We start from the raw sequence: 15195 nt of genomic DNA, 5'->3' as shown, positions 1-15195 counted from the left end.
ACAATTTCTATATGTCAAATATGCTAATAAAATTAGCAAAATACAAAAAATGTTAGCATTTTTGGTATGTGGAAGCTAAACGTTATATTGTTCATATCGATCTTGATTCGTTCTTCGTTTCAGTAGAGCGGAAGTTTCATCCTGAACTGATCGGTAAGCCTGTGATCATAGGGGGCTCGGCCGAAAGGGGAGTTGTGGCTTCCTGCAGTTATGAGGCGAGGGCTTTTGGTGTGCATTCGGCTATGCCTACCCGGCAAGCTTTAAAGCTTTGTCCGCATGCCATTCTTATTCGCGGTTCGCACGGGCGCTATGGCGAAGCCTCACGCGAGGTTACGCAGATCATTCACGATACGGTACCCCTGTATCAAAAAACATCGGTTGATGAGTTTTACATTGATTACACCGGTATGGACCGTTTTTTTGATTGTTACCATGAAGCCACCAAACTTAGGCAGAAAGTAATTAAAGAAACGGGCCTGCCTATATCCTTCGGTATGGCATCGGGTAAAACGATAGCCAAAATGGCCACTAACCAGGCCAAGCCTAACGGACAAATGTTTGTAAAGCATGGTGATGAGCTGAAGTTCCTGGCGCCGCTTAACATTGGTAAGATACCCGGCCTGGGCGAAAGTACCCGCAATAAGTTATATCAATACGGCATCGAAAAAATAGGTGATCTGCAACGTACCAATATCCGTTTCCTGGAAACAGTTTTTGGTAAATACGGGCATTCGCTTTGGGAAAAAGCCAATGGTATCGATCATAGCGAAATCGTTCCGCATTCCGACAGGAAATCCATCAGCACCGAGCATACTTTCCATACTAATGTGTCTGATCACCGCACACTTGAAACTACTTTAGTATCCATGACCGAAGAGCTGTCATCCAAACTACGACGGGAAAATAAGCTTTCATCATGCATGGCTATTAAGTTGCGATACGGTAATTTTGAAACCCATACCCAACAGCAAAAAATAGCACTTACGGCGGCAGAACACATCCTGATTCCCGGTGTAAAAAACCTGCTTAAAATGGCCTGGGACCAGCACCGGCCCATCAGGTTGATAGGTGTGCGGTTGAGTGATCTTTGTACGGGCAGTTACCAGATCAACCTGTTTGAGGATAATGAGGAACGCATCAAACTTTACCAGGCCATGGACCAGATCAATTTCAAGTTCGGCGATAAAACCATCTGCCGGGCGGCAGGGATGGAAATTGGTACAAGGAATTTTAATCCGTTTATGCGCGGCTGACCGTTGACTGTTTTGATTGCGTTGATTACGTTGATCTTTTTGTGACGAGTTGATTATTTGAAAAAGCGCCGGATTGTGCGATTCCCTCCCTTGGGAGGGTGTAGGGAGGGGTTTCATCGCCTCGCTTGTTCCTTTGAAATAGCGGATAAACTCCGCCGCCGCTCGGCTCCAGCCGGGTGGCAACTATCACGCGGCCTCTGGCCGCCGTGGGAAATGTTCTTGTTTTCAACCAATGGTCAAAGGCTTTTTACCATTGGTCAAAGTAATTTTATGGGGCGGTAGGTTGTGACTTCTTTTGATAAAAAAGAAATCATGGAAACCACACAACGTCAAACCTACCTCGATTGGTTGAGGATCTTATCCATATTGGGGGTGTTATTTTTTCATTCGGCAATGCCTTTTGTTGCTGAGGATGGCTGGCACATCAAAAACCACGAAACCAGCAACCTGATGATGGAATCAAATCACTTTTTGCACCTTTTTCGCATGCCGCTGCTCTTTTTTATTTCAGGTACCGTGAGTTACTACATGATGCAGCGGCGCTCTACACTCAGTTTCATCGGTTTGCGTTTCCGCCGTCTTTTTATTCCGCTTTTGGTGGGCATGTTCATCATTGTGCCACCGCAAATTTACATGGAACGATTGGCCAATGGCTACAAAGGCTCATTCCTGGATTTTTATCCCAGTACATTTAACTTTCAGCCATATCCCAAAGGCAATTTCAGCTGGCACCATCTTTGGTTTATTGCCTATCTGTTTCTTTATGACCTCATCTTCGCGCCTTTATTTGCCTGGATGATCTCGCCCAAAAGCAATGGTTTTAAACAAAAGCTTGCCATTTTGGCCCGGGGGAAATGGGTTTACCTATTAATGCTGCCCGGAATCCTTTGGTTTACCTTCACCAGTTGGGACCTGCCCGAAACCAACGACCTGATCCATGATGGCAGTTACTCTGTTTACTGGTTATTGTTCCTCCTGGCAGGTTTTATCTGTATCCTTCAATCTAAACTGATGGATAGCCTTGAGCGCAACCGCCGTTTTGCTTTAACCATCGGTTTTTTAAGCCTGATGACATGGGAAGTAATGCGCTGGAACGGTATCGAACCCTTGCATCCCCACTGGCCTTTTCAAAATATCGCATTCTCCTATGCTTTTACCGCATTGCGCCCAATTATTGCCTGGGGATGGGTGTTGGCGCTGGTTGGCTATGGCAAACATTATTTAAATAAGCCTCATAACGCGCTCAATTATTTAAACCAGGCGGTATATCCGTTTTACATATTGCACCAAACCGTTATTGTATTAATTGCCTATTATATTGTGCAAACGCAAAATGAAAGCATCCTATCAAAATATATTTATACGGTGGGTATTACCTTTTTTGTAACGGTGCTTACCTATCATTTGTTAGTACGCCCTTATGCTTTAACCCGGTTTTTATTCGGTATGAAACCAAAGGAAAAACTCAAAACTGTGCCGATCCGGGAGATAGTAGAGACAAAACCCGAACCTATTCTTTCTGCCTTAAATTTGTAATTTGCTGATATGAAATTTTTCAGGAAGTACATTTTTCCGGCACTGTATGGCCTACTGGTTTATTTTACCATCAGGCTATTGCATGATACTGACATTGGTCAGCATTTTTGGGAAAGAGATTTTTATGTTAATGGCATTGAAATGGCCTGTTCAATATTGGTTGGCTATTTGGCAATCTATATTTTTGAACGGCTTTTTAAGTACTATGACAGGCACCGGACGGTACAGCTATCCTACGGGGCTGTAGTTAGGGAGTTGGCCATATTGGTGGGAGCAAATTTGATATTAGTGAACGTCGTATTTGTTCCGATGGTCATGGCTCTGCACGTAAGCCAGGGCATAGATGAGCTAATACCCTGGGCAGATGTGGCTGATATTAACATGATCCCCACTTTGTACGCTATTGTTTATTATGGAATTGCACGTAGCAGTACCTGGCTAAAGGCTTATGTAAATAATAAGATGCAACTGGAAAAGTTAACCAACGACCAGCTGGAAACTGAATTGAAGTTTCTAAAAGCTCAATATCATCCGCATTTTTTATTTAATGCCCTGAATACTATTTATTTCCAGATGGATGAAGATGTGCCCGGCGCAAAAAAGAGTACCGAGTTACTATCGAGCCTGTTGCGCTATCAGCTTTATGACCAACACCAGCAAGTGCCCGTTAAGCAGGAGCTGGAGTATCTTGAAAATTATATCCGCCTGCAGCAGATCAGGGCGAGCAGCAAAATGCAGCTCAGTGTTAATTTTGAAGGATGTTTAACGGATCAGCTCATCTTTCCGCTGCTTTTGCTTCCACTGGTTGAAAACGCCTTTAAATATATAGGTGGTGAATATAAAATAGCCATTGAAGGCTGCATTATTGACAATAGATTTGTTTTTAAAGTTTATAATGATGTACCCGCGAATATGAAAGCCCCCGATAATTACAGCGGTATTGGTTTGGAAAACTTAAGCCGCAGGCTGCAATTGCTTTATCCGGATAAACATAAACTAACTGCTGGCCGCGAAGAAGATCATTATACAGCAATACTTGAATTGAATATTTAGAAGATGGCATTAATCAGCTGCATTATTACCGACGATGAACCCTTTGCCCGTAAGGGCCTGAAGGCTATGTTAAAAAAGCTGGCTTTTTCGACCTGAAAGCGCAATGTGAAGATGCTATGGAATTAGGAGCGTTGTTAGCGCAGCAACCTGTAGACCTGCTGTTCCTGGATATCCAGATGCCGCATTTAACCGGCGTTGAATTTATTCGTTCGCTGCCCAACCCGCCAAAAGTGATTTTCACTACTGCTTTTAAAGAATATGCTACTGATGGTTTCGACCTGGATGTGCTCGACTATCTCCTTAAACCTATACCTTTTGAGCGTTTTATGAAGGCAGCCTTTAAAGCTAAGGATTACTTTGATTTGAGGAACAATACAGATAGTGTAGATTATCTGTTTGTTAAAAGCAATGGTAAGCTCGAGAAGATAATTTTTGACGAAGTGTTGTTCATTAAAGGCATGGAAAACTATGTTGAGGTTTATACCCCGGCGCGTAAGATTATAACCCACAGTACCCTGCGGGCCTTTGCCGAAAAACTGCCTCCACGTAAATTCATGCAAACCCATAAGTCATACATTGTAGCCAATAATAAAATTACATCGATAGAAGGAAATATGCTGCATATAGGCACATTTGAGGTGCCAATCAGCAGGCAGCTTAAAGAGCAGGTGATGCATGCGTTGATTAATCAGGGCAGATAGTAATCAAGTTTTAACAATAGGATCAGAAATTTCTACGCGAATTGTTTTTCATACTTGTCTCAATTAATCGAATTACACGAATTTTTCAATGGCGTAAATTTGAAATTAGTGTAATTAGGTTAATTCGGAAAAATAGTGCGGGAGTTTTTATTTGTTCGATTCTTCTTAGAAACTGTCAAAGCTTGAAGAATATCGTTTAGAGGTAGATAAAACTTCATTGCCGTTGGTTTTAACCAACGGAATAATGAGTAGCAACATGAGGGCTTCAGCCCAAATTCGCTTGCATAATTAGGCTGAAGCCAAGACTTTTTAGCTTTTTATTCCGTTGGTTAAAACCAACGGCAATGAATATTCTGTTTTTTTAAACAGCTGCTCACCATGCATTTTAAAGTAATTTCCCTGTGTATAATTAAAACTATTTTGTAATATGCATTATTCTACTGACGCATTACTTACAAAACCTCATGGGCGGCAAAAAACTGTTCAACGCTTTATCCTTTTTTTAACGGCAGGCTTGTGCTTAGCCGGCAATATTTCATATGCTCAAACCCCTGCCGATAGTATTAAACTGGCCATTGAGCCATCTTATAATAATGTAAGCGGTACCCACCAATTTTTTTAGGCGATAATTACCGCAAGCTTTGGGCGGCACCCGTCACCTTGCCGGTATTTCACCTTACCGCCGAAAAGGGTGGACTTAAAATACTGCAAAGAGGCGGGGGAAGCAAACAAAATCATTACGCCTGCAGGATCCTACCGGCCAGCAATGGGTACTGCGCACCATTCAAAAGTATCCTGAAAAAGGTCTGCCTGTTGATCTGCGGCCAACGGTAGCCAAAGATATCCTGCAAGATCAGGTATCGGCCGCACATCCATTCTCGGCACTCACAGTACCGCCGCTGGCCGAAGCGCTTGGGGTTCCGCATTCTAATCCTAAAATTTTTTATGTACCCGATGATCCTGCTTTTGGTGAGTATCAAAAGGATTTTGCTAATCAGGTGTTTTTATTTGAAGAGCGTGAGCCGCTCGATGCCGAAAAAACGGATAATACCGAAAAGGTACAACGCAAACTGCAGGATGACAATGATAACCGTGTTGACCAAAAGATTGTGCTGCGTGCCCGCTTGCTTGATATGCTTTTGGGCGATTGGGACAGGCACGAAGACCAATGGCGCTGGGAAAAAATAGATGGAAAACATGAAACCGTATATGAACCCGTTCCGCGCGACCGTGACCAGGTGTACTATAAAACTTCGGGCGTATTGCCCTGGATAGTAGCACATCAATGGCTTAAATCAAAATTTCAGGGTTATAGTGACGAGATCAGGGATATCAATGGATGGAATTTCAATGCCCGCTATTTCGACCGCTATTTCCTGAACCAGTTGAGCGAAGACGACTGGAAAGAACAGATAGCCTATGTACAAAACAAACTGACCGATGACCTGATCAAAAAAGCGGTGCATTTAATGCCCGATACCATCTACAAACTTTCGGGGCCTGAGATCATCAGCAAAATGATAGCGAGGCGCAACATCCTGCAAAAACAGGCACTCGAATATTATAAATTCATCTCCACATATGTAGATGTACCAGCGAGTGATAAAACGGACAAATTTACTGTGGCTCATGAAACTAATGGTGACATCACGCTTACTATAAATAAGATAAAGAAAGACGGCAGCGTTGATAAGGTTACCTACCAGCGTACTTTTAAACCCGATGTTACCAAAGAGATCAGGATGTATGGTTTTGATGGCGATGATTTATTTAAGGTGACGGGCTCAACGCCATCACCCATAACTGTGCGGATGATAGGGGGCAGGGCATGGATACGTTTGCTGTAGACAGCAGTTTAAATAATAAAGGCAAAACCTATATTTATGATCGTTCGGATCAAAAAAATGTACTTCCTCCTTCATCGCTGGCTAAAAACCGTACATCAACAGACACGGCGGTAAATAGCTATGATAAAACTGCCTTTAAGTTCGACAGGTTTGAGCCTATTATCCTGGCTAATTACAGTAATGATATTGGCATTTTGTTGATTGGAGGTTTCTCATACGAGCGGCACGGGTTTCGCAAGGAACCCTATGCTTTCCGCGAAGAATTTTTGACCAATTATTCACTGGGGCGTAAATCATTTTTGTTTACCTATACCGCCGACTGGAAAAAAGCCGTCGGTGAAAACGACCTGAAGATTAACCTGCTTTCGCGCGGGCCAAGCAACCTCAGCAATTTTTTCGGAATAGGAAATAACACTGTTTTTGAGAATAAGGACGACAGGAAGATCTCCTATTATCGTAATCGCTACGACTATGTTACCGGCGACGTTTCCCTGCACAGCAGTTTTGGAAACCTACACGTGAGCGCCGGCGTTGCAGGGCAGTTTTACAACAGCAAAGCCTCCAACAACACCGAAAGATTTTTGAATGGCTATAATGCCGCGTTTCCGGATGAGAAGGTATTTGGCACTAAGGTCTACGGCGGCTTAACAGCTAATGCAACGGTTGATACGCGGAATAAACTGATCATCCCAACACAAGGCATTTTATGGACAACCACTGTAAGCGGCTTTAGCGGCGGCGGCTCGGGAAGTCACAATACTTACGGCCAGGTGTTATCGGAGTTTAGTTTCTATTTAAATCCCGACAAGGACTCGGTATTGGTAATTGCTAACCGCACCGGGTTAGGTACTACGGTAGGTAATGCAGCATATTTTCAGCAGATGAAATTAGGCGGGGCGCAAAACTTCCGCGGCTTTCATACCAACAGGTTTACCGGTCGTACTATAGCCTATAACAACCTGGAGATGCGGTTAAAAGTATTGGATTTTACTTCATACCTGTTGCCGGGCTCATTGGGTTTAATCGGTTTTAATGATATAGGCAGGGTATGGGTCCCCGGCGAATCATCGGACAGGTGGCACGATGGGTATGGCGGCGGTTTGTATATTATTCCAGCGCAATTGGTGCTGATTGAAGCCGTAATGGGCTTTTCAAAAGAAGGCTCGTTGCCTTATATATCTATTGGGTTTAGATTTTAAAATAGCTGCCGCGGGTTTAGCGCAGCGTAACCGGTGGTTGAGTATGTTAAAAGCCTTCAGCTTTAGCTAAATTAACCGCATTTTTTGGTGGCGGCGTTCTGTCAGCACCTTTCGGTCAATTTTAAGTTTTAGGAAAAAAATCAGAAAAACAACCAAAAAATCACCCAAAAGCGGGGGTAAAGAAAGTGCTTTTTGAAACGCATGTTTTTATTCTCAAAAGTTTTATTCTTTGATTATCAGCTATTAGTGGTGTTTCGGGTGGAATATTAAATTATTGATTATCAGTGTGTTTAATTTTCAATGTGTTTCATGTTTTTACACTCAAAAAATGGAACAGTTAAAAAACGGAGTCTGCATGATTTCATTTTTTTATGGAGAACGGCGATTTTGGGACAGGCACTTTTTTACAATTATATCATAAAAATAATTACACTATCAGTCCCATAGATTACCTGCTTTTATATATTTGCATATGAATCACCTCATAGCACCATCTATCTTAGCGGCCGATTTTGCCAACCTGCAACGCGATATTGAAATGATCAATAACAGCGAAGCCGACTGGATCCACGTTGATATTATGGATGGCATGTTTGTTCCAAATATCTCTTTTGGCTTCCCGGTTGTAAGCGCAGTAAAAAAACACGCTTCCAAACCGCTCGATGTTCACCTGATGATAGTTGACCCCGATCGTTATCTTAAGGCATTTAAAGATGCCGGTGCCGATAGTATTACTGTTCACCAGGAAACCTGTCCGCATTTGCACCGCACCATTCAGGCTATTAAGCAATTAGGTTGCAAAGCCGCCGTGGCTATTAATCCGGCCACACCTGTATCTACTTTGGAAGATATCCTTGCGGATTTGGACATGGTTTTGATCATGTCGGTTAACCCCGGCTTCGGCGGACAGCATTTTATTGAAAATACCTATAAAAAGATCAAAGAACTCAGGACACTAAGTGCCAAAAAAATCCCGGTCTGTTAATTGAGATTGACGGTGGGGTGGATGCCAACAATATCACCAAACTGATAGAAGCAGGAGCAAATGTGTTTGTTGCAGGCACTTCAGTGTTCTCGTCGGCCAACCAGGTGGCCGCAATTTCAAAACTCAAACATCCCTAAAAGTTATTATAATGATAATAATTAAACCAGCCCTGTAGGGTTGGTTTAATTATTTGCAATCAAAGGCCCGTTTGTTGATTAATTGTATATTTTTTCAAAAAATGTAAATAATGTCTATATATTTTGTCAAATTAATTAACTTCGGCCCAACAAAATACAAACTTCCTAATAGTGTATTTAGAACCTACAATTCGTTAATATTATGAAACATAATTTTGGTGCCGGACCTGGCATTCTACCACACGAAGTTTTAAAGCAAGCTTCAGAAGCAGTTATTGATTTTAATGGTACTGGACTCTCTTTGCTTGAAATTTCGCACCGATCAAAAGAGTTTGAGGCCGTTTTAGACGAAGCTGTTACCCTGGTAAAAGAATTGTTCAACGTTCCTGAAGGTTATTCGGTATTGTTTCTGCAAGGCGGTGCCAGCACCCAATTTGCTTTAGCTCCTTACAACCTGTTACCAGAAGGCGGCAAAGCTGCTTATGTGGAAACCGGTGTTTGGGCTAACAAAGCTTTAAAAGAAGCCAAGTATTTTGGCGAAGTACAAATTGTAGCTTCATCAAAAGAGGCCAACTTTACTTACATCCCTAAGGATTTTGAAATCCCGGCTGATGCTGCTTATATTCACATTACTTCTAACAATACCATTTACGGTACGCAGTTACAGGAGTTCTTTAAATCGCCAATTCCGGTGGTTTGCGATATGTCGTCAGATATTTTCAGCCGCGTGGTTAACGTTGCCGATTTTGGTTTGATTTATGCCGGTGCTCAGAAAAACATGGGTCCTGCAGGTGTTACTTTGGTTATTGTTAAGGACGACCTGCTGGGTAAAACCGGTCGCAAAATCCCCGCAATGTTCAACTACCAAACTCAAATTGAAGGTGGTTCAATGTATAATACCCCACCGGTATTTGCTATCTACGTATCAATGCTTACCCTTAAGTGGCTAAAAGCAAAAGGCGGTGTACCGGCAATTGAGCAGGAAAACATTACCAAAGCACGTGTACTTTACGAAGAAATTGACCGCAACCCATTGTTCAAAGCAGTGGCCGCCGTTGAAGACCGTTCAAAAATGAATGTATGCTTCGTAATGGAAAACCCTGAGTTGGAAAAACCATTCCTGAAACTTGCCGAAGAACGCGGTATAGTAGGTATCAAAGGCCACAGGAGCGTAGGTGGTTTCCGCGCCTCAATTTACAACGCATTGCCAATAAGCAGCATCTATGTGCTGATTGACGTAATGCAGGAATTTGCTGAAAAGAATAAGTAGCCCCTAACCCCCTAAAGGGGGAACAACAATTTTAAATAATTACCCCCGGCCCTTAAAGATATGGAATAATCACTCCCCCTTTAGGGGGCCGGGGGCAAAACTTTAGACATGATCAAAATATTAGCTAATGACGGTATCGACCCGATAGGTAAGAAAATGCTGGAAGATGCCGGCTTTTTCGTTGATACCAACAATATCCCACAGGACGAGCTTCCTGAAAAATTGAAAAACTATGATGCTATTACCGTACGTAGCGCTACTAAAGTACGTAAGGCATTGATCGACGCTACCCCTAATCTTAAACTGATTGGTCGTGGTGGTGTAGGTGTTGATAATATTGATGTTGATTATGCCAAAGAAAAAGGCATTGGTGTTTACAACACGCCAGCATCTTCTTCATTATCAGTTGCTGAGTTGGTGTTCGCCAGCTTATTTGGCGCTGTACGCTTTTTACCTGATAGCAACCGTAAAATGCCTGTTGATGGCGGTACCAAATTTAACGACCTGAAAAAGCTTATGCTAAAGGCGTTGAGCTTCGCGGTAAAACTTTAGGTATCGTAGGTTTTGGTCGTATCGGCAGGGAAGTAGCTAAAATAGCTATCGGTGTTGGTATGGATGTTTTAGCTTATGATCTTTTTGATTTTAACCCCGAGCTGGATCTTGTTTTAGGCGGTGGTATCACTGTTAAAGCATCTGTTAAAAAAGCTACTCTTGATGAAATCATCACTACTGCAGATTTCATTACCCTACATACTCCATTTATCGACAAAGCCCTTTTTGGTGCTGAGGAATTGGCTAAAACTAAAAAAGGTGTTGGCCTGGTAAACATCTCACGCGGTGGTTTAATTGATGAACTTGCTTTGGTTGACGCTCTAAACAGCGGCCAGGTTTCATTTGCAGCACTTGACGTGTTCGACAATGAGCCAGCCCCTCGCGCTGAAATCTTAACCCATCCAAAAATTTCCTTAACCCCACACATTGGTGCTGCTACCAATGAGGCTCAGGAAAGGATCGGTGTAGAGCTTGCAAGCTTAATTATCGAGCATTTCAAAAAAGCATAACACGAATTTGCTCTAATTAGAGCGAATTACACGAATACAAACTATAAAACAAACAGCACGAATTTCATCAATTCGTGCCGTTTGTTTTATATCTTATGTCATTAGGAGCGTAGCGTGGCAATCGCATGCTTTACAGGGCAGCTATGCTTCCGTGCGATTGCTTCGTTTCTCGCAATGACATCGAATATTATGTATTTAAATTATATAACTAACACCTTTCTCCGGCAAAGTAACTCCGTAGCCTTCTTTTTCAAGGTCATTGGCTAATAGCTGCATACTTTCACCTTCACCATGTACCAGGAATATGTGTTTGAGCTTTGCTTTATCAATGGCTTTTACGGTATTCATCAGGTCGTCATGGTCACCGTGGGCGCTTAGTACGTCGGTTTGTTTGATGGTGGCATAAACGGCCAGTTCACGGTCTTTAATGTGGACGATAGAATCTCCCCGTAACAAACGATGGCCTAATGTTCCTTTGGCGCAGTAGCCAATGAACAGGATGGTGGCGTAGTAATTTTGGATGTTATAAAAAAGATGGTCCTGGATGCGGCCGCCTTCAAGCATTCCTGCAGATGAGATAATGATGCAGGGTTCCCAATAATTGGAGATCTGCCGGCTATCCTTTAGTGTTTCTACGTAAGTGAGGTTATCAAGCTCAAATTCGTCGCCACGTTTTTGGTAAAACTCCTGTGCTTCCTGGTTAACCTGATTATGGTATTTTCTGAATACCTCGGTAGCCTGTGTAGCCATCGGACTATCAACAAAAACTTTAACCGGCGGCAGTAAACCAGTGCTAAAGATCTTGTTCAACGTATAAACCAAAGATTGTGTACGCCCGATGCTGAATGCCGGGATAATTAAACGGCCCTGCTCTTTAATACAGGCTTTTTCAATAACTTCTATCAGGGTTTGCTCAACGGATTTGTCCTTACTGTGGTAGCGGCCGCCATAAGTTGCTTCCGAAACCAGGAAATCAACAGGAGGGAGGGGCTGCGGATCATTCAAAACAGGGTAATTCTTCCTGCCAATATCGCCGGTAAAAGCGATGGATTTTTCTTCGCCTTTATCATTTACTTTAAATACAGCTGCTGCTGCGCCCAACAGGTGGCCTACCGGTACAAAAGTTAGCTCAATATCGCCGGTAATCCTAAACGGTTTGTTAAATCCTATGGTAACAAAGCGCTCAACCGTGTCCATCACATGCTTTTGCATGTATAGTGGTTGGGCATGCGTATTGAATTTGCCTCTGCCACGTTTGTGGTGACCGCCCTTACTTGCCGCTTTGCGCATGAATATGTTTACAGAATCGAGCAGCAATAATTCAGTCAGGTCTGCCGTGGGAGGGGTGCATAAGATCTGCCCCTCAAAACCTAAGCGGATCAGGGTAGGCAGGTTGCCCGAATGGTCGATATGAGCGTGGGTAAGTACTACCACGTCAATGTCTTCGGGCCGAAAAGGAAAGTTTTCGTTAGATATGATACTGCGGTCCTTTTCATAATCAAGTCCGCAATCCACTAAAATTTTATATTGTCCAACCTCGAGCAAATGCATGCTCCCGGTTACCTGCCGGGCCGCCCCGTGTATAGTTAGTTTCATTTTTATAAGTGATACCTGTGCTAAAGCGGGTATCGATAATTATATTACGTTGTAAGTAATCTTCAGTTTGTGAATATAACGGTTTACACCCGCTTTATTGCGAGTGTAAACGTATTAATGCTTTATAAGTTTAGTTATAAACCAATAAGTTTTAAGGAGTGTTGCTAAGCCTGATTGCTTTCAAACTGGAGCTGGCTTAAGTATTTATAAAGACCTTGTTCATTGCCAATGAGTTCGACGTGGCTACCGCTTTCAACTATATGGCCTTTTTCAAGTACGATGATCTTATCTGCTTCGCGAATGGTTGACAGACGGTGGGCTATGATGATAGATGTACGGTCTTTCATTAACTCTTCCAGCGCCTCCTGTACCAGGCGTTCTGACTCTGAATCTAATGAAGATGTAGCCTCATCAAGTATCAGTATAGATGGGTTTTTAAGGAGCGCCCTTGCAATGGCAATCCGCTGTCTTTGTCCGCCTGATAATTTAACACCACGCTCGCCAACAATAGTTTCATAACCTTCGGGGAAGGACGAGATAAATTGATGCGCGTTGGCACGTTTGGCGGCTTGTATGATATCCTCTTTTGATGCATTGAGCCTGCCGTAGGCAATGTTTTCCATTATGGTGCCTCCAAACAATAATACATCCTGCGGAACAATAGCTACCTGGTTACGGATATCAGTAAGGGTGTAATTGTCGGCTGGCTTGCCATCAAATAAGATATTTCCGTTTTGTGGGTGATAAAATTGTAAGATCAATGATGCCATGGTAGATTTACCGGAACCACTTGGCCCAACAATAGCTACACGCTGCCCGGCATCTGCACTAAAAGAGATGCCTTTTAAAACGGTAATTTCCTGGCGGGATGGGTAGGCGAATACCACATTGTCAAAAGCAAGGTCGCCTTTAATGGGTTGTTTAATGCCATTTTCGCTTTCAATAATCGAAATATCTTCGCCCTGTTCGTGAAGGATTTCCAGTACACGTTCGCTGGCGCCAACCGCTTTTTGCAAATTGGCGTACAGATCTGGAAAGCTACCCATAGCGGCGCCTACAAATATCGAGTACATTATAAAAGTAGTAAGGTCGCCTACATATATTTCATGATTAGCTACCAGCACCGAGCCATACCAAATTACGCCTACAAATGTGCCAAACAAGCAAAATACGATGAATGAGGCAAAGGTACCCCTGAATTTTGCACCGCGAACGGCGATGTTCACCACTTTGCGTAAAATCTTGTCGTACCGATTAGCTTCGTAGGCCTCGTTAACAAATGCCTTTACATTGGCAATGCCTTGCAGTGTTTCCTCAACTATGGTGTTTGATTCGGCTAATTTGTCCTGCGCCTCACGTGATAGCTTACGGATAAATCGCCCAAAGAATACAGCGAATGCAACCAGGAATGGCAATATAGCTAATAGCGCAAGTGTAAGTTTGATAGACACGATGGCCAGTAAGGTAGTGCTGCCTATCATGATCACCAACTGGCGGATCATTTCGGCAAAAGTGGTGGTCAACGTATCCTGGATTTGGGAAAGATCGGCAGAAATACGGCTGTTCAATTCACCAACCCTACGATTGGCAAAAAAGTTCATGGGCAAGGTAATAAGCTTAAAATAGGTATCACGCCTGATATCGGCTAAAGATTTTTCGGCCACCTGTACAAACCAAACCACCCTGAAAAACGACACAAAAGCCTGTGCAAATAATATAATAAAACCCATGATGGCAATGGCATTTAAGCCATGCGGCAGGTACTTGTATTTATAAATGCCTTGTGCTGCATCAATCAATGCGCCCAGAATGGCGGGGAATGCCAAGCCTACCAGGCTTGACAGAAACAGGAAAACTAATCCGGCTATGAATTTAACCCGGTAAGGTTTTAAGTAAGTGAGCAGTTTAGCTACGTTGCGCAGGCTGCTCCTGTTTATTTTTGCTTTAGGTAATTCTGCTTCGGCCTTGCTGCCACTGTTCAGTCGTCCTCTTGCCATGTATGCGTTTGAATGTTATAAGCCGCGAATTTACGCTTTAACACGGTTCTTTTTAACAAGCAGAAATAAAATTGACGCAATCATGAAAAGTATCACTAACACAAATATGTTTTGCCGGGTTTTGAAGTGCTCTTCTGAATTGTTTAACTGTTGTTTAAGATGCGCATTTTGTTGCTTTAACCTGTTAATTACCTGTATATAACCGGCAGCTGTAGTTTCTGCCTCCTTGCTGTGACTTTGGATCTGCCTTTGCTGAAAATCACGGTATTCAAGCAGGATCTTGAGCTCTTTAAAAATAGCATCGTCTGTTTTGGCGATATCCATCAGGATGCCGGCCGAACGTCGGACATCACCTTTGGTTTGAAAGCCGAAAATGCCGGTATGCTGGCCCAGGCTTTGGTCATATTGCCCGAATTTTTGTTTACGGGCCGCCAGCATATTATTTATTTTTTTACGCTGAAGCTGGTAAGCTACAGAATCGGAGTTAACGGGGATTTGGGCCGATGCCCAACCGATTGTTATCAAGCAAAATAAAAAAATCAGTACAGTTTTTTTCATTT

The 15195-nt window shown here is 42.9% G+C and carries 10 protein-coding genes and 3 pseudogenes; 10 read left to right on the top strand and 3 right to left on the bottom strand.

Annotation, left to right across the window (positions count from 1 at the left end):
- Positions 1 to 68: 68 nt before the first annotated feature.
- The 10 genes and pseudogenes from dinB (at position 69) to ACRQ5D_RS27965 (ending at position 11042) form a co-directional block, all read left to right on the top strand.
- A complete protein-coding gene (dinB, locus tag ACRQ5D_RS28010; RefSeq protein ID WP_091162685.1) occupies positions 69 to 1253 on the top strand; it encodes a DNA polymerase IV in 1185 nt (394 codons plus the stop codon).
- 312 nt (positions 1254 to 1565) lie between these two features.
- Positions 1566 to 2789, top strand: a complete 1224-nt coding sequence (locus tag ACRQ5D_RS28005) for an acyltransferase family protein (protein WP_432327321.1) — start codon at positions 1566 to 1568, stop codon at positions 2787 to 2789.
- A gap of 9 nt (positions 2790 to 2798) precedes the next feature.
- Positions 2799 to 3842 carry a sensor histidine kinase gene (locus ACRQ5D_RS28000; protein ID WP_091162687.1) on the top strand — a complete coding sequence of 348 codons (1044 nt, stop codon included), beginning with the start codon at positions 2799 to 2801 and terminating at the stop codon, positions 3840 to 3842.
- A gap of 89 nt (positions 3843 to 3931) precedes the next feature.
- Positions 3932 to 4165, top strand: a pseudogene (locus tag ACRQ5D_RS27995) (LytR/AlgR family response regulator transcription factor); the annotation flags it as partial.
- Between the two features lie 3 nt (positions 4166 to 4168).
- Positions 4169 to 4543: a LytR/AlgR family response regulator transcription factor gene (locus ACRQ5D_RS27990; RefSeq protein ID WP_432329897.1), complete on the top strand. Its 375-nt coding sequence runs from the start codon at positions 4169 to 4171 to the stop codon at positions 4541 to 4543.
- A gap of 998 nt (positions 4544 to 5541) precedes the next feature.
- Positions 5542 to 6390: a hypothetical protein gene (locus tag ACRQ5D_RS27985; RefSeq protein WP_431198506.1), complete on the top strand. Its 849-nt coding sequence runs from the start codon at positions 5542 to 5544 to the stop codon at positions 6388 to 6390.
- Complete coding sequence (locus tag ACRQ5D_RS27980) at positions 6372 to 7589, top strand: hypothetical protein (protein WP_432327319.1); 1218 nt, start codon at positions 6372 to 6374, stop codon at positions 7587 to 7589. The genes ACRQ5D_RS27985 and ACRQ5D_RS27980 overlap by 19 nt, the downstream gene beginning before the upstream one ends.
- Before the next feature lie 472 nt (positions 7590 to 8061).
- Positions 8062 to 8711, top strand: a pseudogene (rpe, locus tag ACRQ5D_RS27975) (ribulose-phosphate 3-epimerase).
- Positions 8712 to 8913: 202 nt separating this feature from the next.
- Positions 8914 to 9981 (top strand): 3-phosphoserine/phosphohydroxythreonine transaminase, encoded by a 1068-nt coding sequence (serC, locus tag ACRQ5D_RS27970; RefSeq protein WP_091162690.1) that lies wholly within the window; start codon positions 8914 to 8916, stop codon positions 9979 to 9981.
- A gap of 108 nt (positions 9982 to 10089) precedes the next feature.
- Positions 10090 to 11042 (top strand): annotated as a pseudogene (locus ACRQ5D_RS27965) (D-2-hydroxyacid dehydrogenase).
- A gap of 195 nt (positions 11043 to 11237) precedes the next feature.
- On the opposite strand, the gene ACRQ5D_RS27960 reads toward ACRQ5D_RS27965, so the two are convergent.
- The 3 genes from ACRQ5D_RS27960 to ACRQ5D_RS27950 form a co-directional block, all read right to left on the bottom strand.
- Positions 11238 to 12638: an MBL fold metallo-hydrolase gene (locus ACRQ5D_RS27960; RefSeq protein WP_432327317.1), complete on the bottom strand. Its 1401-nt coding sequence runs from the start codon at positions 12636 to 12638 to the stop codon at positions 11238 to 11240.
- A gap of 164 nt (positions 12639 to 12802) precedes the next feature.
- Positions 12803 to 14635, bottom strand: a complete 1833-nt coding sequence (locus ACRQ5D_RS27955; RefSeq protein ID WP_091162692.1) for an ABC transporter ATP-binding protein — start codon at positions 14633 to 14635, stop codon at positions 12803 to 12805.
- Between the two features lie 30 nt (positions 14636 to 14665).
- A complete protein-coding gene (locus tag ACRQ5D_RS27950) occupies positions 14666 to 15193 on the bottom strand; it encodes a hypothetical protein (protein WP_256337322.1) in 528 nt (175 codons plus the stop codon).
- Positions 15194 to 15195 lie beyond the last annotated feature (2 nt).

Source organism: Mucilaginibacter sp. P25 (assembly GCF_050859465.1).
Lineage (GTDB): Bacteria > Bacteroidota > Bacteroidia > Sphingobacteriales > Sphingobacteriaceae > Mucilaginibacter > Mucilaginibacter gossypii.
Note: the sequence above shows the minus strand (reverse complement) of the source record. Positions and strands in the feature narration are given on the sequence as shown.